This is a genomic window from Wenyingzhuangia aestuarii (genome assembly GCF_011927765.1).
Lineage (GTDB): Bacteria > Bacteroidota > Bacteroidia > Flavobacteriales > Flavobacteriaceae > Wenyingzhuangia > Wenyingzhuangia aestuarii.
Map to the genome: position 1 here is coordinate 377,199 of NZ_JAATJG010000001.1, position 20,884 is coordinate 398,082.

At 32.5% G+C, this 20,884-nt stretch carries 19 protein-coding genes; 7 read left to right on the forward strand and 12 right to left on the reverse strand.

Annotation, left to right across the window (positions count from 1 at the left end):
* Positions 1-101 precede the first annotated feature (101 nt).
* Positions 102-1,367, forward strand: a complete 1,266-nt coding sequence (gene bioA / locus GGR97_RS01655; RefSeq protein WP_167896676.1) for an adenosylmethionine--8-amino-7-oxononanoate transaminase — start codon at positions 102-104, stop codon at positions 1,365-1,367.
* Here the strand turns inward: bioA and GGR97_RS01660 are convergent.
* From GGR97_RS01660 to GGR97_RS01690, 7 genes are all read right to left on the reverse strand, one after another.
* Entirely contained in the window at positions 1,362-2,534 is a 1,173-nt protein-coding gene (locus GGR97_RS01660; RefSeq protein ID WP_167896677.1) for a THUMP-like domain-containing protein, read from the reverse strand. The two genes, bioA and GGR97_RS01660, sit on opposite strands and share 6 nt — an antisense overlap.
* A 1-nt stretch (position 2,535) precedes the next feature.
* Positions 2,536-3,618, reverse strand: coding sequence for an AI-2E family transporter (locus tag GGR97_RS01665; RefSeq protein ID WP_167896678.1), 1,083 nt, complete (start codon positions 3,616-3,618; stop codon positions 2,536-2,538).
* Positions 3,599-4,198, reverse strand: a complete 600-nt coding sequence (locus GGR97_RS01670; RefSeq protein ID WP_167896679.1) for an acyl carrier protein phosphodiesterase — start codon at positions 4,196-4,198, stop codon at positions 3,599-3,601. The genes GGR97_RS01665 and GGR97_RS01670 overlap by 20 nt, the downstream gene beginning before the upstream one ends.
* Before the next feature lie 89 nt (positions 4,199-4,287).
* A complete protein-coding gene (gene dnaN / locus GGR97_RS01675; protein WP_167896680.1) occupies positions 4,288-5,406 on the reverse strand; it encodes a DNA polymerase III subunit beta in 1,119 nt (372 codons plus the stop codon).
* Between the two features lie 113 nt (positions 5,407-5,519).
* The gene (gene gldG / locus GGR97_RS01680) at positions 5,520-7,148 is read right to left on the reverse strand and encodes a gliding motility-associated ABC transporter substrate-binding protein GldG (protein ID WP_167896681.1); all 1,629 of its coding nucleotides are present in this window, start codon (positions 7,146-7,148) and stop codon (positions 5,520-5,522) included.
* Positions 7,141-7,860, reverse strand: a complete 720-nt coding sequence (gene gldF, locus GGR97_RS01685) for a gliding motility-associated ABC transporter permease subunit GldF (RefSeq protein WP_167896682.1) — start codon at positions 7,858-7,860, stop codon at positions 7,141-7,143. The genes gldG and gldF overlap by 8 nt, the downstream gene beginning before the upstream one ends.
* Positions 7,860-8,702, reverse strand: a complete 843-nt coding sequence (locus tag GGR97_RS01690) for an SAM hydrolase/SAM-dependent halogenase family protein (RefSeq protein WP_167896683.1) — start codon at positions 8,700-8,702, stop codon at positions 7,860-7,862. Before GGR97_RS01690 ends, gldF begins: the two co-directional genes overlap by 1 nt.
* A gap of 107 nt (positions 8,703-8,809) precedes the next feature.
* Here GGR97_RS01690 and GGR97_RS01695 point away from each other — a divergent pair, with 107 nt between their 5' ends.
* Both GGR97_RS01695 and GGR97_RS01700 read left to right on the forward strand, forming a co-directional pair.
* Positions 8,810-9,757 carry a PhoH family protein gene (locus GGR97_RS01695; protein WP_167896684.1) on the forward strand — a complete coding sequence of 316 codons (948 nt, stop codon included), beginning with the start codon at positions 8,810-8,812 and terminating at the stop codon, positions 9,755-9,757.
* 119 nt (positions 9,758-9,876) lie between these two features.
* The gene (locus GGR97_RS01700; RefSeq protein WP_167896685.1) at positions 9,877-10,824 is read left to right on the forward strand and encodes a phosphoribosylaminoimidazolesuccinocarboxamide synthase; all 948 of its coding nucleotides are present in this window, start codon (positions 9,877-9,879) and stop codon (positions 10,822-10,824) included.
* A 62-nt stretch (positions 10,825-10,886) separates the two neighbouring features.
* Here GGR97_RS01700 and GGR97_RS01705 read toward each other — a convergent pair whose 3' ends face one another.
* The 3 genes from GGR97_RS01705 to GGR97_RS01715 form a co-directional block, all read right to left on the reverse strand.
* Positions 10,887-13,472: a right-handed parallel beta-helix repeat-containing protein gene (locus tag GGR97_RS01705; protein ID WP_167896686.1), complete on the reverse strand. Its 2,586-nt coding sequence runs from the start codon at positions 13,470-13,472 to the stop codon at positions 10,887-10,889.
* Positions 13,473-13,592: 120 nt separating this feature from the next.
* Positions 13,593-14,453: a hypothetical protein gene (locus GGR97_RS01710; RefSeq protein WP_167896687.1), complete on the reverse strand. Its 861-nt coding sequence runs from the start codon at positions 14,451-14,453 to the stop codon at positions 13,593-13,595.
* Positions 14,454-14,492: 39 nt separating this feature from the next.
* Positions 14,493-15,212: a hypothetical protein gene (locus GGR97_RS01715; RefSeq protein ID WP_167896688.1), complete on the reverse strand. Its 720-nt coding sequence runs from the start codon at positions 15,210-15,212 to the stop codon at positions 14,493-14,495.
* Between the two features lie 227 nt (positions 15,213-15,439).
* On the opposite strand from GGR97_RS01715, the gene GGR97_RS01720 reads away from it, so the two are divergent.
* Complete coding sequence (locus tag GGR97_RS01720) at positions 15,440-17,008, forward strand: tetratricopeptide repeat protein (RefSeq protein ID WP_167896689.1); 1,569 nt, start codon at positions 15,440-15,442, stop codon at positions 17,006-17,008.
* 53 nt (positions 17,009-17,061) lie between these two features.
* Here GGR97_RS01720 and GGR97_RS01725 read toward each other — a convergent pair whose 3' ends face one another.
* Entirely contained in the window at positions 17,062-17,706 is a 645-nt protein-coding gene (locus tag GGR97_RS01725; protein WP_167896690.1) for an NAD(P)H-binding protein, read from the reverse strand.
* A gap of 200 nt (positions 17,707-17,906) precedes the next feature.
* Between GGR97_RS01725 and GGR97_RS01730 the strand changes: the two genes are divergently transcribed.
* Positions 17,907-18,746 (forward strand): helix-turn-helix domain-containing protein, encoded by an 840-nt coding sequence (locus tag GGR97_RS01730; protein ID WP_167896691.1) that lies wholly within the window; start codon positions 17,907-17,909, stop codon positions 18,744-18,746.
* A 13-nt stretch (positions 18,747-18,759) separates the two neighbouring features.
* Here GGR97_RS01730 and GGR97_RS01735 read toward each other — a convergent pair whose 3' ends face one another.
* Positions 18,760-19,635, reverse strand: a complete 876-nt coding sequence (locus GGR97_RS01735; protein WP_167896692.1) for a bile acid:sodium symporter family protein — start codon at positions 19,633-19,635, stop codon at positions 18,760-18,762.
* Positions 19,636-19,807: 172 nt separating this feature from the next.
* Here GGR97_RS01735 and GGR97_RS01740 point away from each other — a divergent pair, with 172 nt between their 5' ends.
* Complete coding sequence (locus GGR97_RS01740) at positions 19,808-20,356, forward strand: carboxymuconolactone decarboxylase family protein (RefSeq protein ID WP_167896693.1); 549 nt, start codon at positions 19,808-19,810, stop codon at positions 20,354-20,356.
* Between the two features lie 111 nt (positions 20,357-20,467).
* Entirely contained in the window at positions 20,468-20,836 is a 369-nt protein-coding gene (locus GGR97_RS01745) for a cupredoxin domain-containing protein (protein ID WP_167896694.1), read from the forward strand.
* The last annotated feature ends 48 nt before the right edge of the window (positions 20,837-20,884 follow it).

The window sequence follows — 20,884 nt, forward strand, 5'->3', positions numbered from 1 at the left end:
AAAACAACTAAAAATAACATTAAAAAAGGAGGCTCTAATTAGAGCCTCCTTTTTTAATGTACTAGCGTTTCATTGATTATTTTAGCATAAATTTTTTAGGCATGAGTTTAAATTCAAGAGATCAAAAACATTTATGGCATCCTTTAACCCAACACAAAATGACCAAAGAACATTTGGGAATTGTAAAAGCTAATGGAGTGTATTTGTACGATGAGGAAGGAAATAAATATGTAGATGCTATATCGTCTTGGTATACTTGTGTGTATGGACATTGCAATCCACATGTGGTTCAAAAAGTAACAGAGCAAATAACTCAGTTAGACCAAATTGTATTTGCAGGTTTTACCCACAAGCCAGCTGTAGAAATGTCGGAAAAGCTAATGGAGATTTTACCTAAAAATCAACAAAAGATATTCTTTTCAGACAATGGCTCTACCACAGTAGATATTGCTATTAAAATGAGTTTGCAATATCATTTTAATCAAGAAAAAAAGAAGTTAAAAATAATTGCTTTTGAAAATGCATTTCATGGAGATACTTTTGGAGCAATGTCTGTATCTGGTTTAGATGTATACAATGGTCCTTTTGAAGATGTTGTTTTAAATGTAGATAGGATTCAAGTTCCGAACGATGATAATTTTGATTTGGTAGTTACAGAGTTTAAAAGGTTGATTGCAACAAAAGAAGTAGCTTGTTTTGTGTTTGAGCCTTTAGTGCAAGGAGCCAATTGTATGCATATGTACAAAGCAAAATATTTAGATGAATTAATAGCCTATGCACAAGAGCACGATGTAGTCTGTGTAGCAGATGAAGTAATGACAGGCTTTGGTAAAACAGGAAAGTTGTTTGCTTCGGACTATTTGGTTCATAAGCCAGATATTATGTGTTTATCCAAAGCATTAACAGCAGGTATGGTACCTATGGGCTTAACTACCTGTTCTCAAAAAATATATGATGCTTTTTATGCTGATGAAATTGCAAAAGGTTTTTTTCATGGTCATACCTATTCTGCAAATCCTATAGCGTGTACTGCCGCTATTGCAAGTATTGAATTGGTGCAATCTAAAGAAATTCAGGCAGGAATTCAGATGATTGAAGAATCTCATGTTAATTTTGCTTCAAAAATTAAAAGTCATACAAAAGTTACAGAAGTTAGAACTTTGGGAGCCATATTAGCAATTGATTTAAATATTGATATTGATAGATATGGTAAAGAAAGGAATGTGATTTTTAAACATTTTATGTCCAAGAGAATTTTTCTAAGACCCTTAGGGAATACATTATATATTTTACCACCTTATGTGATAACAAAAGAAAAGCTAAGTTTTATTTATACAGAAATAGAGCACTTTATACATTCGTTATAACTTTTTACAAAGAAGAACAATTTGTTCTTCTTTTTTGTTTGTGGTAAAAAATAAGTAAACAGATCCTCCGTCTTTAATTCCTGTTTTCTTTCGGATGCTAGCAACACTTTCTTTAAAGTTACGCGTTGTTATGTTTGCTTTTTTATGAGGTAACTTTTTTAAAAGTTGCTTTTTATTGTAGGGCAATATTTCCAAAACTTCAAAACTTCTACCTGGGAATGTGATTTCTGATGCGGACGTATATATATGAGAGTGTTTGTGTAATTTGTATAGGTCAAACAATTCAGAAACGGCCTCAAAACCACCTGATTTTAAAATAGCACTGTTGGGCTCATAAATATATTTTAAAGGCTCAGAGAGTACTACATTATAATCTTTTTGATAAGTAAAGCTAAATTCATCGGTTGTTTCTTGAAGGTTAACAGCGTGAATTTGTATCGTTCCTTGGTACTCTTTTTCTACGTGAACTAAAACTTCTTTTACCTCGTTGTAAAGTGCTATAATATGAATTTCCTTTACAAAAGAAAGTTCGTTAATACAGCTTGTAAGATCAATTAGAGGGGAGTTTTTAATGAGAATATTATTGCTTTTTTCTAACAATGCATTTAAGTGCAAAGGAATATTGGGCAAGCAATCCTCTAATAAAAAGACTTTTCCTTTAACATCATTTCTTCTCGAAGGATCTACATAAATCCAATCGTAATGAGTGTTGTTGTTTGTAATATAGGTTACTCCATTACCCTTGTGTGTTTTAATAGTATCAACCTTAAGACTTTTAAGATTATGTTTTACAATGTCAGATAAAGATTCGTTTAGTTCGCAATGAGTTACAGAGTCAAACTGTTTGGAAAATGCATAACAATCTACTCCAAATCCTCCTGTAATATCAATTATAGAAGTTCCACTCATCAACTTACTTTTGTAAGCAGCAGTAGCTTCTGAGGAGGTTTGCTCTATGTTTAATTTGTTGGGAAAATAAATAGCACTTGTGTTGTACCAGGTAGGGAGTTTTCTTTCACATCTCTTTTTGGCTTCTATTTGCTCTATTAATTCTGTAGTGTTAATAGTAGGAAAAGGAGAGCCTTTTAAAACCAATTTAGTAATATCGGCTTTAAGGTTTTGATGAATGAAATCCTGAACTTCAGGTAAAAGAATAGAAGGGTTCAAATTAAAAATCTTTAGTCAGTAATTTTACAGCTTTGTACTTATTAAAAAATTCTTTAGCAATAACTTTAATGGCTGTGTAGGCGGGTATAGAAACGACCATTCCTATAATACCAAACAAGCTTCCAAAAATCATAATAACTAAGAAAATTTCTAAAGGATGCGATTTTACACTTTTAGAAAAAATAAGAGGTTGACTCACAAAATTATCAATTAACTGAGCCGTTAAATAACCTCCCATGATGTATAAAGAGTTTGGTAGAATTTGAGTTTGAAAATCTAAATCTAAATTGCTAGTGGTAGCCAAAACAAACATGATTAAACCACCAATTAAAGGTCCTATATAAGGGATAAGATTAAACAAGGCACATAAAAAAGCAATAATAATAGCATTTTCAATATTAAAAACACTTAATACAATGCTGTAAATAGTAAATAAAACAGAAATTTGAATAACCAAACCAATAAAATATCTAGACAATAAATCTTTAATAGTTTCTATAGATCTGGCAGCGTGTAATACATGTACTTTAGGAATAAAAGCATAGGTTCCTCTAGATAAAATTCTAGAGTCTAGCATAAAGAAAAAGGTAATAAACAAAACGGAAAACAGTCCCATACTAAAAGAACCTATTTTACTTAGAATAACATTTAAAATATTGGGAATGTTTTTTAGGCTTGGTAGAAAATCTATGTTTTTGGTCTTTTCTAAAATGTCAATATTGTGAAAAAGTAAATAATCATTCACCTCGTTGCTTAGTTTTTCTATGTTGTTTTTAAACTCATCAGAATTTAACAAGGCAATGTTTTCACTCTGCTTACTAATCAAAGGAGTAAAAGCATTAAAAACAAGTAGTGTAAAAAAACTATATAGGAGAATGGTAATTACCACGGCTAAGGTGTTGTTAAACTTTAGTTTTTGTGTTAAAAAACGAACTCCTGGTCTAGAAATTAAAGCCAAAACAGCCGATATAATAATATAAACAACAATGGTTTGTATTTGTATAAAAAACCAAAGTAATCCAATAATACCTACTAAAATACCAAGGGTTCTTAAAAGTCCGTTACTAAGTGTTTTTGCGGTCATAGTTTTCTAAGTATTGAGTGCTAAAAATTCGAAGTTCCTCAAAAAAAGCAGTAAAATCTTGTTCAAAAATAGTGTAATTCTCGGTAAGGTCTACAATAGCCTCGTCCATTTTAGACAACCCTTTGGTTCTTACATTCATATTGTGTAAAACACTAGTAATTGCATCTGTAGTTCTGTAGTTGTACAACCAATCCTGGTCTGACATATAAGGCAATAAATGTTTGGCTCTGTCCGGAAGAATATCAAAGTTCTCATGCAACAAAGCATATACTTCTTGACTAAAAAGGTTTAGGGGGGTAGAAGAGTATTGTTCCCAGTTTTTGGCCAAAAAATGATCGTAAATAATATCTATAATCACTCCTTTGTACAATCTGTATTTGGGATCTAATCTTCTTTTACTTTGTCTAAAAATAGGATGCTCATCCGTAAAAACGTCTATAGCTCTGTGCATTCTAACGCCAAACTGAATTTTCTCGGAAAAGTGATGAAATTTATTTCCTCTAATTGTATCCGCAATAAAATTTCCAATGATAATTTCTTTATCAGTAGCTGCTAAATATAAGTGAGCAAGGAAATTCATAAGCAATTGTTTTAAGCTTGGTTAAAGGTAAAGAAAAAAGCGTTTTGCAAAAGATTGCAAAACGCTTTTAATATAGTTTTATGTAATGTTTAGTTGCTTAACATTACAGGCATTACTAACATGGTAATTTCTTCACCTTCTTCTGTTCCGTCTGCAGGAGTTAAAATTCCGGCACGGTTAGGTAAAGACATTTCTAATTGTACGTTGTCAGAGGATAAGTTGTTTAACATTTCTGTTAAAAAACGAGAGTTGAATCCAATTTCTAAATCATCACCTTGATAATCACAATTCAAACGTTCGTTGGCTTTGTTAGAAAAATCAATATCCTCTGCAGAAATATTCAATTCAGTTCCTGCCATTTTTAAACGAATTTGGTGTGTTGTTTTGCTAGAGAAAATAGACACACGTTTGGTAGAGTTTAAAAAAGAACCTCTAGAAATTGTTAATTTATTTGGATTCTCTTTAGGAATAACCGCATTGTAATTTGGATATTTTCCATCAATCAATCTACAAATTAAAGCCACATTGTCAAATGTAAACTTTGCGTTAGATTCGTTATATGATATAGAAACTTCTGCATCTGATGTAGCTAAAATTCCTTTTAAAATATTCAAAGGTTTTTTAGGCATAATAAACTCAGCTACTTCATCGGCTTGTACATCTGTACGAGTATATTTTACTAATTTGTGAGCATCTGTAGCTACAAAGGTTAAGTTTTCTGTTCCAAACTGAAAGAAAACTCCACTCATTACAGGTCTTAAATCATCATTACCTGTAGCAAAAATAGTTTTAGAAATAGCATTTGCCAGTACATTTGCAGGCACTACTGTAGTACTTGGGTTTTCTAAAGCTACTGCTTTTGGAAATTCGCTACCATCAAAATAAGGCATTCCGTAGTTTCCTTGTTCAGAGGTAATTTCTACTTCACTGCTTCCTTCAATTTTAAAAGTTAAAGGTTGATTTGGCAACGTTTTTAACGTATCCAATAAAATTCTAGAAGGCACAGCAATAGATCCTTCGCTATCAGATTGTACTTCTATAGTAGTAGACATGGTAGTCTCTAAATCTGAAGCAGATATTTTTAGTTCGTTTTCGCTTAGTTCAAATAAGAAATTATCTAAAATAGGTAAGGTATTACTTGTGCTAATAACACCACTTAAAACTTGCAATTGCTTTAACAATTGAGAGCTAGATACTATAAATTTCATAGGTTATGTTGTATGTAATGATACATGATTCGTGATAGCTAATATAGGAGGAAAACTCAATGAATCAAAGAAATGTTTTGAACATAATTAACCAAAGTGTTAATAACCTTTCCTTAGTATTTAGATTTTCTATAGTAGAAAATAAGACCTCCAAAAACCGCTAATAAGAGCAAAGGAACAAATGTATTTATAAGTTGCCATTTGGTTTTTTCTTGCGTTGCTTTGGGTCTGTTAATGCTGTCTAAAGCAATTTGTTTTGCACGTAACTGAATCAAACCGGTGTCATTTAACAAGTAGTTTACTGTGTTAATTAAAAATTCTTTATTGGCATAATAAGCTTGGGTCCATTTGTCTAAACCTAATTCCAAGGGTTTTCCTTTGCTAATTTGATTAGAGGCAATATCGCCATCGGCAATAACCACCATGCTGTTTTGTGTTCCTTTTTCTTGAAATTGATTTTCAAAAGGTTTGATCCTGTTTTTATAGGCCGATGAAAAATCTCCTTCTAACAAAATTCCTAAAATTTTAGAACCGGCATTGTAGGTTGTAATGTCAGAACTTTGTGTTATACTAGCCAGCGCTACATAACTTGGAACCGATGTGGTTTTGCTTAGCTTAGAACTTTCTAACAAAACAGTTTTTTGAATGTTTGGGTTTAAAGTGTCTATACTATTGGTAAATTCCAACTTTACTTCTCCTATGTTTTTGTTAATTACATGTTGATTGTTGGTTTTTAATACCGGATAATAATCCCATAAAAATTCGTCAAACTGAGTTTTGTTCCCCACTTTACCCACAGCTAAAGGAATTTTAGCAGCATACAAATCTCTCACCAAATGTTTCTGAATTCGAACTCCGTAATTAAATAAATAATCGGTTAAGTTCAAATCTCTTTGATAGGCTAATACTTTTCCGTTTTGCATTAAACTATCCTTAGGGGTGTGTACTAGGTCTAACAACCAAAGTGTTTTTCCTCCATTAATGGTAAACTGATCCAAGGTGAATTTTTCTGCCTCTGTAAAAGCTTCTGTAGGTTTGCTAATAATAGCCAAATCAAAACTTTGTAACTGAGCTAATGTTTTTTGTGGCTGTTTAGCCACAGAATCTAAAGTAAAAGGAGCTAAAAAATAATTTTGTCCTAGAGTTTTTAAAAAGTCATATTGATAAATATCTTCCAATTCTCCATTTCCTCTAAGAATGGCAATTTTTTGTTGCTTAGTAGCGGTGACTTTCTGAATAGCATTGGCAAAAGCAAATTCTAAATTTTGGATAGAGTTTTCTATCTGTGTAGTTTCATCATTAAAAGAAGAATTTTTTAACAAGCTAACAGCAGTAGTCTGGTCTCCATATTTTACAATAGCCCAAGGAAAAATAATACTTTCAGAAACAACTCCGTCCTCTTGCACTGTTAATTTACTAGGAGCTAATCCTTGTTGAGTTAGTTTTTCTTCGTTGTTTTTGGGATTTAAAAAACGATAATGAATATGGGAGTTTTTAGCGGTAATTTCTTTTAAAAAATAATCAGTTTCCTTGCTCAATCTTTCAAAATCATAAGGAAGATTTCCAGACAAATACACGCTAATATAAATGTCTTTATCAATGGTTTTTAACAATTCTTTAGTAGGTGTAGATAAAGAATATTTTTGATCCTTGGTCAAATCCCATCGATAATTTACTTGGTTGATGATAAACTGAATCAAACCAAAGAAAACAAATAAGAGGATGTATTTTTTCTTAATCATTGTCTAACTGTAATTTAGTAATTCCTAAAAAAAGAAAAGTAATGCTTAAAAAATAAAAGAGATCGGTAGTGTCTAAAACTCCTCTACTAATACTTTCAAAATGTTGTGGAATTCCAAAGGAGTTCCATCCAAAATTTGAGGCAGCCGATAAGCTTTCTAAAGCAGAAAAACCAAAGTAAAGAACAGTATTGATAAGAATACTAAGAATAAATGCAGTAATGCTGTTTTGAGTATAAATAGAACTAAAAATTCCAATAGCTATATAAGTAGCCGCTACTAAAATTAAGCCAATATAAGAGGTAAAGGTGCTTCCTAAATCTATATTCCCAACAGGATTTCCTAATTGATAGGTGCTGTAAACAAAAATAAAAGTAGGGACTAAAGCAATGGCAATAATAGCTAAATAACCTAAAAATTTACCAATGATTATTTTAGTGTGAGAAATAGGCAATGTTTTTAAAATTTCAATGGTTCCGTTGCTGTATTCGTCCGCAAAACTTTTCATGGTAATGGCGGGAATCAAAAAAACAAAAAGCAACGCACTGTTTTCAAAAAAAGCATTAATGTTGGCAAAGCCTGTGTAAATAACATTGCTATAACCTTTAAAAACCCATAACAATAAAGCATTCATTAATAAAAAAGAAGCAATGATTAAGTAGCCCACAGGGTTGTTAAAAAAGGACTGTATTTCTTTGTTAAAAATAGCTTTCATTAAGGATGCGTGGGTTTCTTAAATTCGATGCTAATGCTACTTCTGTAATCTAAACCTAACAAGGTAGAAGCTCCACCAACGGTTTGTAAATTACTTTTGTAGACGGCAATTTCTAAAAAATCTCCTGAATTAAAAAGAGCCATTTTGTTACCTGCAACGTTTCTTTGGTTGTCTGGCAAATCAAAATTAACAATGTCACTGTATTTATTGTGCACTTTTTTTAAGGTATATCTTCCTAAAGAAATTACATAATCTCTTCCTTTTCCTACACTGTGAAACAATTCTCTAGTAACGTTAGTAATTACGTTTCCGTAGTTGTCTATATAAATTACAGAGCCAATAATTTTACTTTCAGAGATGGTTTGCGGTTGCAGTTCTACCATTTTCTTAATTTCAGTTAAAGGTCTACCAATCACTTCTAAGGTTCCACCTCTAGCAATATGACAAGCTACATTTACAAAAACATCTAACACAGAAAAACTAGTCTCTACACGATCGTGAATATTGATTTCTACAATTTTTGTAGGATTGATTTCCGATGCAATTAAAGACATAATTCCGTTGTTGGGACAAACAAAATAATGATCGTCTAACAACAAGGCAATGTGTTTGTTTTCAGGAGTCATTTCAGAATCTACTCCTACAATATGTATGCTTCCTTTAGGAAAACTCTTGTATGCGTTCTTTAAAATATAAGCCGTTTCGGTAATGTTAAAAGGAGAGATTTCGTGAGAAATATCTACAATAGTAGTCTCAGGTAATAAATTGTAAATGGCTCCTTTTACTGCCGACACAGAGTGGTCTTTTCTTCCGAAATCAGTAGTTAGGGTGATGAATGCCATATGTAGAAACGGTAAGGATGTTTTTGTGAATTATTCTAAGCAAATTTACAGAATTGTAAATGATAATTATGTACTTTGTAGCTGCAATTTATAAACAGATTTTTAGCTTGAACGAACGTTTAATTACCCTAGAGGAAATCAACCCAATAGACTTTTTTGGGCCTAATAATTCTCATATTAATTTGATTAAATCTTATTATCCAAAATTAAAATTGGTAGTTAGAGGAAACGAAATTAAAGCTTACGGAGAAGCCATTTTATTAGATGAATTTGAAAAGAGAATAGAAGTTTTAGTAAACTATCTAGCCAAGTACAATAAGTTAGATGAAACAAGTATAGAGCAACTTTTATTGTCATCAGAAATAGAACTGCAAAAACAACGTCTTAAAAACGATGTGTTGGTACATGGTGTAGGAGGAAAATTAATCAAACCTCAAACAGAAAACCAATACAACATGGTAAAAGCCATAGCGGTGAACGATATGTTGTTTGCCGTAGGACCTGCAGGTACCGGAAAAACCTATACTGCGGTGGCCATGGCTGTGAGAGCTTTAAAAGAAAGAGAGGTTAAAAAAATTATTTTAACCAGACCAGCAGTAGAATCTGGAGAAAACTTAGGTTTTTTACCAGGAGATATGAAAGAGAAATTAGATCCTTACATGCAACCTTTGTATGATGCTTTGCGAGATATGATTCCTGCAGAACGTTTGGCATCGCATATGGAAAAAGGAGTTATTCAAATTGCTCCATTGGCTTTTATGCGTGGTAGAACTTTAGACAATGCTTTTGTAATTTTAGACGAAGCACAGAACACCACTCACAGTCAAATGAAAATGTTCTTAACCCGTATGGGAAAAAGAGCCAAGTTTGTAATTAACGGAGATCCTGGTCAAATAGATTTACCAAGAAAACAAGTGTCTGGATTAAAAGAAGCTTTGTTGGCTTTAAAAGATGTAAAAGGAATTGCTCAGGTCTATTTAGATGGGAAAGATGTCATTCGTCACCGTTTGGTTAAGGAAATTATTACAGCTTATAAAAGTATAGAAACTGAGTAAGATAAAGAGATAATAGTTTAAGAGCTAAGCTTTAGGAAGTAATTAGAATAAAAGTCTTGATTCTAGATTCTAGATACTTGATTCTAAATACCTATTTTTGCATCAAATTAAATTCCGAGATGAGTAACACAATTAACGATACCAACTTTAATTTTCCAGGGCAAACAGCTATTTATAAAGGAAAAGTTCGTGAAGTTTATACGGTAAACGAAAAATTAGTAATGGTAGCATCAGACAGACTTTCTGCTTTTGATGTCATTATGCCAAAACAAATTCCTTATAAAGGACAAATCTTAAATCAGATTGCAGCTAAAATGTTAGAAGCAACCAAAGATATTTGTCCAAACTGGGTATTGGGAACACCAGATCCTAATGTAACTATAGGTTATGCTTGCGAGCCTTTTAAAGTAGAAATGGTAGTACGTGGATACTGTACAGGTCATGCTTGGAGAACTTATAAAAGTGGAGAAAGAGTGTTGTGTGGAATTACCATGCCAGAAGGATTAAAAGAAAATGATAAGTTTCCAAATCCAATTATTACTCCAACAACCAAGGCAGATTTAGGTGATCATGATGAAGATATTTCTAGAGAAGCTATTTTGGCTAACGGAATTGTGTCAGAAGAAGATTACAAACAATTAGAAGCGTATACGTTGGCTTTGTTTGCAAAAGGAACGGAATTAGCTGCAGAAAGAGGATTGATTTTAGTAGATACCAAATATGAATTTGGAAAAACAGCAGAGGGTAAGATTGTGGTAATTGATGAAATTCACACACCAGATTCTTCTCGTTATTTTTATGCTGATGGTTATCAAGAAAGACAAAACAACGGAGAGGCTCAAAAGCAATTGTCTAAAGAGTTTGTTCGTCAATGGTTGATAGAAAACGGATTTCAAGGAAAAGAAGGACAACAAATTCCTGAACTAACTGAAGAAAAAATAGAAGAAATTTCTAATAGATATATTGAGTTGTACGAGCAAATTACAGGAGAAGATTTTGTAAAAGCAGATATTTCTAATGTGTTAGAAAGAATAGATAAGAATGTTACAGATTTTTTAAAAGCGTAACTTTTACAAATCATAAAAAAGCCTCAAGCTAATTGTTTGAGGCTTTTTTGTATAATCTTTTTTTAGTTCTTAATTACTTTTAGTACGCTAGGTTTGTTACTTATAATTTTTACAAAATAAACTCCTGGAGGTTGATTTTGGATGTTTAACGGAGTTTGGCCATTTGCAATGGTACATGTTTTAGATTGAATTAATTGAGATTGTACATTGTAAATCTCTACAGGAACTTCTCCATTACTAACAGGAACCGTTAAATAAAATTCTCCATGTGTTGGGTTAGGGCTAACTTTTGCATTGCTGTAGTAGTCTATAGTGTTTATAGAAAGCCCTTCGCAGTTTGGTTCGGAAGCTATTTTTACGACATCTCCTTGGTTTACTTGGATTTCTATAGAAGTAGATGTGGTTTCAAGAACCAATTCATCATTTACAGAAACTTTATAAGGGGGTGTACCATTGTTAATTTCAATAGCGTAAGTTCCATTGCTTTTTAAAGAGGATTCTACATGAATACTTGAACTTTCTTCTATTTGAACCTTAAAACATTGTTGTTCCGTTTTTCCTTGTAAAGAAATACACAAATCATAAGTATTAGGTTCTATATTTTCTAGAGTAATTTCTTTGGTAAAACCAGTAGTTTGTCCGTTAAAGGTTACAGTATAGTTTTCTGTAATATCTGCAGAAATGCTTACTTTTCCATTGTTTTCGTTTGGACAGGTTTCTGAGTATGAAGTAATGGTGAATTGAGAGTCAAACACCGTCCATGCTTCCCCTTCTCCAGTATCTTCAATAGCGTTTATACCTGCAGTCCATCGGGTACCACCACGTTCGTAAGCACCAATATCTGGGCTAGAACCTTGGTAAGGTTTGGTAAAGCCATTAATAATAGGAGCTGCATCAATTAAAGAGCTACCTGCAGATGGCATGAAATTTAAATTTTCTGCATTTTCAAAAGGAGAATCTGTAAAAATAGGACTGTTCTGAATGTCAAACTCACTGGGTCCTGTACCTGTATGCCAACTACCCGTGTTTGCGTAATTGTTATAAATTTTATTGTTAGGTTGGGGGTACCCATTTACCCAAGATTCCATTGCGGTTTGAGCATTCCATATAGTATTGTGATAAAAGTCTAAGTGAGTATTGTTCCAGTTTACTTGGTAACCAGACCAAGATACATTCCAAATGACATTGTGATGCACAACATATCCTTTGCTATTGTTGTCTAAATAAATACCAGCTGCTTTGGCTGGATCACTAGGGTTGTGTGAGTAGGATGGAGCTGTGGCATCATGAAACCAGTTGTGGTGAATTTCATTGTTTTTAAGGTTGTTGTTTCCAACGGTGTAAAAAATACCAGAATCACTATTAATTATTTGAGATCGAGATACATCGTTATAAGCTACTTCGGAGTCTGTTCCTGCAACATACATACCATCTCTACCTGTGTTAAAAATGGTGTTTTTAAGTATTTTCATTCTGTCTCCACTAGTTCTTATAGGAGATGCGTGTATTCCAATATAATCTGTATTGCTAATGGTATTTCCTTCCACCGTACAATCATCAGCTGCCCATCCAGATATTACAATACCATTTACAGAACTGTGGTTAATGGTACATCCTTTAATAAGTGTATTATCTCCTAAAACCTCTATGGCTGCTTCTCCAACTTGAGCTCCGGTATTGGTAAGTGAATCGTGACCTTCGCTACCATGGGTTATCGTACAGTTGATGATTTGATTGTAGTCAGCGTTGTTGGGGATTTTAATAGCTCCTCCAAAAAATTCAATACCTTCTAATTTTATATAATCCCCGTTTAATTCAGCAGCATATTTTCGAGTAGCGTATTTTACGGTACCATTACTAGGTAGGTTTCCATCGGCAGGTTGAAAATATAAGGTTTGATTGGTAGAATCGTAATACCATTCTCTAGCATAATCTAAAGCTTCTAACTTATCAAACAAATACATTTGTCCTCTTTGGTTGCCTGGGTAATTTCTCCAGGTGGTAGGGTTGTGTGTGCTAAAAGGCCATTTGTTAATATCTACTTCGGTAAAATCAATTCTAGAAGTGGTGTTGGCTGTAATAGTTCTAGTCCAACTAGCACCAGAATGAGCCCCTAAATAATAAACCAATCCTCCTGTCCAATTTATATTAGGAATGTTATCGGCTGTAAAGTGAGTGCCATCACCTCCGGTAACAGGAGTACAGTTTATGGTCCAACGGTTGTTATCTGTATTGTTTGGCCATCTAGCTAAATCCATAAATTCATTATGGTGATAAACAGCTCTAAATCTTTTCTCTATATTCATGTTTACAGAGGTTTTGTAAATAGAGCCGTTGTGTGGTTGCCAATTGTTTAGACTTTTGGTAGCGTTAATTTCTACTTTTTCGCCATCGGCTGCTTTAAAGGTTAAATAATTAGAAGCGTTTCCGTTTTTATTGATAATAAATTCTTGTTCATAAACGCCCCCTCTAATAATACAGATATCTCCTGCATTCATTACAGAAACAGCCTTGTTAAAAGTAAGGTAGGGTTGATGAATACTTCCATTGTTAGCATCGTTACCATTGGTAGAAATATAAATAGTTTTTCCAAAAACAGTAGCACTAAAAAGAAAGGCAATTAGAATAAAATGTAGTTGTATTTTCATTTAAAACATAGTAATATGTGTTGGACTAATTTATAGATTACTATTTGTTTTTGAGGTTGCTCATTCGTAATTCACTAGAACATATATGCTATTTTACAAATCATTTGATTTTTTGGATGTTTAAATTTCATCACCTAAAAAGCTTTTAAATTTTTGAGGATTTCCGTCTTCATCATTAGTGAGTAAGTAGTAAATCATTCCAGCATCAGAAATATCTGCTCTATCTTCTTTGTGTTTGCGCATGCATTTCCATATCCAGGCAATGTCTGGGTTTGGATGATTTTTTAACCAATCCCAGGGACTCCAATTGTGATTAGAACTCCAACCTTCGTTAGGGTTGTTTTTGTTGTTTTGATCTTTAATTCTTTTAAACGCTAATCGGTTTTTGCTTAATTCTATTACTTGTTCAATGCTATGGTGATTAGGTCTTCTTAAGTGATGATCGTTGTAATTGCTGTGAGATAAAATATAGACATGCGATAAACAGTTGATGTTTCCGTTGCTAACCGTTTTTTGTACAGCTTGGTATAGAAATTCAGAAGGTCCCATGTTGATGAAAAACAGAGGGTTGTTTTTGGTGGATTTTTCTAGCTCTTTTTGTAAGTGTTTAATGGCTTTTTCTTTGTGAGTACCCACATCAAAAAAAACAGAAGAATTAAAATTCCATCGTTCAATAGCTCCATTTACCCCTTCTTTCATGTAATTTCTTACTGTAGTATGCGGAGGTGATGGCATAAAGTTGTTATAAGAAAAATGAACCAGTTTATTTTGTAGTTTCTTTTTTGCCAACATGGCCAAGGCAGCAGGAGTAGCTCCCCAATCATCAGGATCTGCATAGTTGTATTTTCCAGTGTACTCTAAATCTGGTTGTGCATTACCATCTGCACTACAAGCAATTCTGTTCTGATTGTAAGTTAAGAATTGAGCTGATGAGCTAAGAGAAAAGTAGAAAAGAGTAGTGAATAAAAATAATGATTTCATTTGCTAAAATTAAGTGATATAAGACAAGTGTTGTTGAGGTTAATCACAAGTAGTACTTTCAGTTAGATTTTTTGAATTTTCTTGAGCATCTGTATCCGATATACCACTAGAAAGAACAATTTTATCTAGTTGAAATAGAGATGATCTTGCACAAATTTTTAAGATATATTCTCCAGCTTCTGGAAATTCAACTCTCATCCATGAGCTAGATTTTTTGGGTTCATGAAGATCCAGAGCTCCTCCGTAAGCAAATTCACCATCTTTACCGCTTCTACTTACAAATTTTTCGTAGTGTTCTAAAACATAAGGACTTCCGTCTATATAGGCTCTACCTAGGTTTCCAGGGAAATAAATCCATACATCGTTCGCTAAATCGCCTGTAGCTTCTTCTTCGGGTTGTCTCATATACCATCTCACAAGATAATTTCCTTGAGCACTAACTTTAAATTTAACACTAATTTCGTTATTTAAATTTTGGGTGTTGTAACTATTGGCTCCTATATATTGTATGTATTTTCCTCCCGAAGCTTTTTCGTCTGATGCAACTTTCCATTGTCCTTTTAAATTAAAACTTTCTCCTTCTATAATTAACAAACCATCTTTATGGGTAATAAAACATGCTGTAGGTGTTTCTTCTTCATTTGGTGTCTCCTCTTCTGCAGGTGTTTCGGTAGGAGGTATAAAAGTGTCTTCTTCATCTTTGTTACAAGATGTGAATAGTGCAAAGAATAAGAATGGTAGTAAAAGAAGTTTTTTCATAATTGTTCAGTAAAAATTAAGTTAGAATTTTGTGCCTGTACCTATCTTTTGGAATCTGTAGTTTTCAAAGGCTTTTGTAACAGGATTTTCATCTCTTCAAAAATAGATGATGAATTCAGAAAATAGGTTGTTTTTAACTTTACAATAACTTTACAAATAGCTCCTTATGCACTGTGTTTGCTTGTCAATCACCTTATCAATCCATAAAAATGACTAAATTGCCTATTATGAAAAGATATCTATTTTTTGTTGCGGTTTTAATATTGTTTACCTCTAAAGTTTCGGGAAACAATAAAAATAAACGAATTAAAGTTTCTAATATAGAAAGTGATTTTTTGCTAAAAAAACTTCAAGAAAAATCACCAACATCTAGTTTTGATACCATTGTTTTGATAGAGAAATATATCAAACAAGCGGATGTAAATAAAAACAAAGGATTGTATACGTTGGCATATGGAGATTTGTGGAAAGCTTTATCATTGGCAGATTCATATGGAGAAATGGAGCAATTGATAACAATTCATAGTGAACTAGGAGGGTTGTATGGGATTTATGGGAAACATAAAAAGGCCATTGAGCATAAGTTATTAGCCTTGCAACATGTAAAAAAACAATTTAAGGATAGTAATAAAGACAAAATACTTTTAAGAAAGGCTTATTACAACTTGGCTGTGCAACATAGAAGATTTGGAGATTATGAGAAAAGTTTACAATACTTAGATTCTTGCGTGTACATATTTAAAGAAAAATTTAAATCTAAAGAGAATCCGTATGTTTTGGCGGAAAGAGGAAAAGTGTTTCTCTTGCAACAAAAAACAGAAGCTGCGGAACCTTTGTTGCTAAGGGCAGAACATCTTTTGAAAAAGGAAGACAGACATTATTTAGTAATTATTTATTCCTTTTTAGGTGATTTATACACACAGAAATCAGAATTTAATAAAGCGCGAGAGTATTATAAAAAGAGTTTAAATAAATTGGAAAATTTTAATGCTCATACAGATATAAAGTCTGATGTTTTAAAAAAAATAGCACTTACGTATCAATACCATCAAAAATTAGATACAGCATATTACTATCTTCATAAATCTACTAAAATAGCGGATAGTTTGTTTAGTATGCGAAATCAAAACAATAGTCAGTTGTTTGAAATCAAAAATGAGTATGAGGAAAATTTATTAAAAAAAGATCAACAAATTTTTTACCAAAATCATTTGATAGAAAAAAAGAAAAGAATACAAGCACAATTGATTTTTGTGATTGTATTTATTTTGTTTTTGGTAATTGGATTTGTGATTTTGGTGTATTATAGAACTAAAGTTAGAAAGCTAGAGGTAGAGCAAGAGAAAAATGAAATTAAAATTAAACACGATCAGGAAAAGCTAAATGTTGTTTTAGAGACAAAGAGTAAAGAGCTTACGGTGTCTGCTTTGCAATTGATAGAAAAAGATAAAAACATAGATAAGCTATTGAGCTTGTTAAAGGATAGTAGTCCTGAGTCTTACAGAACAATAAAAAAAGAAGTTGTAAGAGGAAATAAAGATTTATGGGAAAGTTTTAATTTACGTTTTACAGAGGTGAATATAGGGTTTTACAAAAGGTTAAAAGAAAAGCATAGTAACTTATCGCCTACAGAGCAAAAGCACTGTGCGCTTATAAAATTAAAGTTTGATAGTAAAGAAATGGCTAGATTGTTAAATATTTCAGTAAACAGTGTGCATATTTCTAGACACAGAATAAGAAAAAAAATGGAACTGCAAAGAGATGATGATTTAAGCAATTACATAGCTAGTATTTAGTAGCTTAGCATAGAAATAAAAAAGCCCAAGCAACTTGCTTGGGCTTTTTGGGTTTATAAAGGTAAATTTTGAATTGCTTTCTGAATTGGAGTAGCCCCACTGTGCATGGTAATTACTTTTTTGTAGGCTGTTTTTTGATTTAAAACTTCAACTAAGGTACTAGCAACATCTTCTATAGGATTTTCTCCGGGGTGCTGAATGTTAACTTCAATCTTTCCGGTTCCTTTAGATTCGGTTAAGGCACTGGGTTGTAATAGGGTGTAGTTTAGCTTAGTATTTCTAACTAACCATTCATCGGCATAGTGTTTGGCTATGTAATAATCTTTTAATTCGTTAAAACCTTCTTCTTTCCATTTTTGTGTTTCTAAAGAAAATACAGAACTTAACATAATGTATTGTTTTACTTTTTTATGCTCAGCAATTTTCATAGTTTTTACAGCTCCGTGTAAATCTAAAGCAAGTAAGTTTTTAGCCCTAGAGCCCGCTACAAAATAAAAGGCATCAATACCGTTGGGAATAGTAGCCTCCATATCTTCTAATTCTCCTAATAAATCAAGAGAAATCTGAGTGTAGTTTTCGTTTTCAAAAAGAACTTCATCTTGTCGGGTAGTTCCTATAACTTCGTGCTTGTTGTCTAATAATTTTTGAGTTAAAATTTTTCCAACTCTTCCGCTTGCTCCTATAACTAAAATTTTCATAAATGTGTTTTTGGTGATACAATATAAAGTTCTGTTCTAATGCCTAAAACAGTAATCTTTGTAGTGGTAATAAATGCAAAAAGGATACCGTAGCTCATTTTTTGTTGTTGATGCTAATCAAGTTAACAAGCTAAATTGGTGGCTTAAAATGTTAATTTTTCTATTTTGCAACGACCAAGCAAGAACTTAAAAAAACAATAATGGCTATTCAAGATATTAATACATACAGTTACAAAGATATTTTTTCGTTAAGTAGTGTGAATTTTGAAAATGCCTGTGTGTTTAACAAACCCGAACAGGTAAATACCTATAGTATTTATTGGATAAAAGAGGGGAGTGGTTTTTATAATATTGACTTTAAAAAATATCATTTTGAAAATAACGTATTGTTCTTTTTATCGCCAGGACAATTTTTTTCGGTAGCCTCAGAAAGTGTAAAAGAAGCTTATAAAATTAGTTTTGTAAAAGATTTTTACTGTATTCAAACCCATGACAAAGCAGTGGCTTGTAACGGGGTGTTGTTTAACAATGTATACGAGACTCCTTATGTAAAGCCTTGTGAAAAAGATACGTTAAAATTGAGTTTTATTTTAGAGAGTTTGGAAGAAGAGTTTCAGAAGAACGAAGTGGCTCAATACGATATGTTACAGGCTTATTTAAAACAGTTTATTATTTTGTCGGTAAGAATTCAGAAAGGATTAGCTCCTACCAAAACGGATGTAGAAACAAAGTTGTTTAAAGACTTTAGCTTACTAGTAGAGCAGAATTTTAAAAGCATGCATGCTGTGTCAGAATATGCAGAACGATTGGCCTTATCTCCTAAATCGTTAACAAAAAATTTTCAGAGAGTAGGAGCAGAATCACCTAGTGATTTTATCAAAAACAGAATTCTACTAGAAGCCAAACGTCAGTTAATTTATACGGATGTACCTGTTAAAGAAATTGCTTATGATTTAGGTTATAATGATGCTGCTTATTTTACACGATTTTTTACCAAGGCAGAAAACAAATCGCCCTTACAGTTTAGAAAAGAATATTAATAAGTAAAGCAGCTTATGAAGAAATAGCTACTTTGTTCTTTTTACCCAAATACCACATTAATAGACCTCCTGTAAGATACATCCATATAGAATAGGCAGCAGTAGGAATGGCCATTTCTACACTATCTAAAATGGTGGTGGCAATTACAAATCCTAAGGTAGCGTTCTGAATTCCTCCATCTACTCCAATAGAAATAGCATTTTTAACTCCTAGTTTAAAAATTTTAGCGAGTAAAAAACCAGATCCAATAATACCAATATTTAAAAGAAGAGTTACAAACCCTACTCTTTTTAAGGCATTTCCTACTTGGCTAAAATTAGTAGCAATAATTCCAATAAATATTAAAATAAAAATAATGGTAGAAGCAATTTTCATAGGTTTTAGCATTCTAAGAGCAAAGTTTGTTTGGTAAGAGCGTATTGTCATTCCTATAGAAATGGGAATCACGGTAATCATCATAATCTGGATCATAGTATCTAAAACCGGAAGCTCTAGAACAGCTTCTGTATATGTGCCAAAATAAGACAGAGCGTAAGCTGTAATAAACTGAGTTGTAAAAATACTTGAAAAACTAGCAACAGCAGTTAATGTAACTGACAAGGCAATATTTCCGTTGCAAATTTGGGTGATGATATTGCTAGTAGGACCTCCGGGGCAAGATGCCAAAATAATAAGTCCTACAGCCATAGTTGTGTCTAAATGGAAAGCAATTGCCAAGGTAAAAGCAATAAGAGGTAAAATAACAACTTGGTTAAAAAGTCCAATAACAACAGATTTGGGTTGTCTAAAAACTCGAGTAAAATCGTGAATAGTTAAAGACATTCCCATTCCTAACATAATAATAGCAAGAGATAAGGGTAATAATACTTTAAGTAATAAGTCGGTCATACTAGTAAATACGTTAGGGGTATAGTTTTTATCATAACAAACATAAGTTTTTAGAGGATGAATAGCAATCCAAGTACTAGGAACTTTTGTCCATTTTTAAAGGCTTGTGTGGGTTGCATCTTTGTAGTGTCCATAAGGCAAAACAAAAAACAACAATTATAATATAGAAACTATGAGTACAAAAATTAAAACACTAAATCCGGCAACAGCAACGGGAGAGGCAAAAGAATTATTTACAGCAGTAGAAAACAAATTAGGTTTTATACCCAACTTAATTAAAGTATTTGGAAATTCTCCAGCAACGCTAAAAAGTTATTTGTCTTTGGGAGAGTTAACAGCTAGCGGAAACTTTACCAACAAATTTAGAGAACAATTGGCTTTGGCAGTGGCAGAAGAAAATTCTTGTAACTATTGTTTATCTGCACATACCGCAATAGGAAAGTTAAACGGGTTGAATGAAACACAAATTATAGCAAGTCGTAAAGGAGAAGCAACTGATGCAAAACAACAAGCAGGGTTAAAATTTGCACAAGAAGTAACGGCTAAAAGAGGTTTGGTTTCTGCAGAGTCTTTACAAGCAGTAAAAGATGCAGGTTATACAGATGAAGATATCTTGGAAGTGGTGTTAAACGTAGTGTCAAACACCTTAACAAACTATGTCAATCATATTGCAGAAACAGAAATTGATTTTCCAGAAGTAAAAGCAGGAGACTTAGCCTAGTTAAAAAATAAAGAGTCCAACCACTAGGAACTTTTGTCCATTTTTAAACGAAAGTATTGGTTGCATCTTTGTCAAAGAATTAAAACAATAAATCATTAAAATAAGTAGAACATGAAAAATTTAGTATTAGGATTAATAATTGCAGTAGGGTCTTTATTTACAGCAAACGCACAAAGTAAAGCAGTAAAAACAGTAGCTTTAGAGCAGACCAAAGGAGAGTTTACTCAAAAAGCCATTACCTTATCAGAAGGAACTTATGTGTTTGAAATTGCAAACCACGAAGTAGGAAAAGATGTTGGTTTTGTATTGGCTCCTAAAGGAAAAACAGATCAAGCAAATCACATCAAAAATGCGTATGTTACATCTTTGGTAAAAAACAATACCACAGGACATTCTAAAGAAGTAAAATTAGAAAAAGGAGAATATGTGTATTTCTGTCCTTTAAATCCAACTCCGCAATATACACTGGTAGTTAAATAATTTAGTAAGTAAAAAAGTAAAAGGGTCACAATTAGTTTTGTGACCCTT

Bases quoted from the DNA above. Each gene is read 5' to 3' on its own strand.
- bioA (WP_167896676.1), top strand. From the start codon at position 102: ATGAGTTTAAATTCAAGAGATCAAAAACATTTATGGCATCCTTTAACC.
- GGR97_RS01665 (WP_167896678.1), bottom strand. From the start codon at position 3,618: ATGACCGCAAAAACACTTAGTAACGGACTTTTAAGAACCCTTGGTATT.
- GGR97_RS01670 (WP_167896679.1), bottom strand. From the start codon at position 4,198: ATGAATTTCCTTGCTCACTTATATTTAGCAGCTACTGATAAAGAAATT.
- dnaN (WP_167896680.1), bottom strand. From the start codon at position 5,406: ATGAAATTTATAGTATCTAGCTCTCAATTGTTAAAGCAATTGCAAGTT.
- gldG (WP_167896681.1), bottom strand. From the start codon at position 7,148: ATGATTAAGAAAAAATACATCCTCTTATTTGTTTTCTTTGGTTTGATT.
- gldF (WP_167896682.1), bottom strand. From the start codon at position 7,860: ATGAAAGCTATTTTTAACAAAGAAATACAGTCCTTTTTTAACAACCCT.
- GGR97_RS01690 (WP_167896683.1), bottom strand. From the start codon at position 8,702: ATGGCATTCATCACCCTAACTACTGATTTCGGAAGAAAAGACCACTCT.
- GGR97_RS01700 (WP_167896685.1), top strand. From the start codon at position 9,877: ATGAGTAACACAATTAACGATACCAACTTTAATTTTCCAGGGCAAACA.
- GGR97_RS01705 (WP_167896686.1), bottom strand. From the start codon at position 13,472: ATGAAAATACAACTACATTTTATTCTAATTGCCTTTCTTTTTAGTGCT.
- GGR97_RS01710 (WP_167896687.1), bottom strand. From the start codon at position 14,453: ATGAAATCATTATTTTTATTCACTACTCTTTTCTACTTTTCTCTTAGC.
- GGR97_RS01715 (WP_167896688.1), bottom strand. From the start codon at position 15,212: ATGAAAAAACTTCTTTTACTACCATTCTTATTCTTTGCACTATTCACA.
- GGR97_RS01720 (WP_167896689.1), top strand. From the start codon at position 15,440: ATGAAAAGATATCTATTTTTTGTTGCGGTTTTAATATTGTTTACCTCT.
- GGR97_RS01725 (WP_167896690.1), bottom strand. From the start codon at position 17,706: ATGAAAATTTTAGTTATAGGAGCAAGCGGAAGAGTTGGAAAAATTTTA.
- GGR97_RS01730 (WP_167896691.1), top strand. From the start codon at position 17,907: ATGGCTATTCAAGATATTAATACATACAGTTACAAAGATATTTTTTCG.
- GGR97_RS01735 (WP_167896692.1), bottom strand. From the start codon at position 19,635: ATGACCGACTTATTACTTAAAGTATTATTACCCTTATCTCTTGCTATT.
- GGR97_RS01740 (WP_167896693.1), top strand. From the start codon at position 19,808: ATGAGTACAAAAATTAAAACACTAAATCCGGCAACAGCAACGGGAGAG.
- GGR97_RS01745 (WP_167896694.1), top strand. From the start codon at position 20,468: ATGAAAAATTTAGTATTAGGATTAATAATTGCAGTAGGGTCTTTATTT.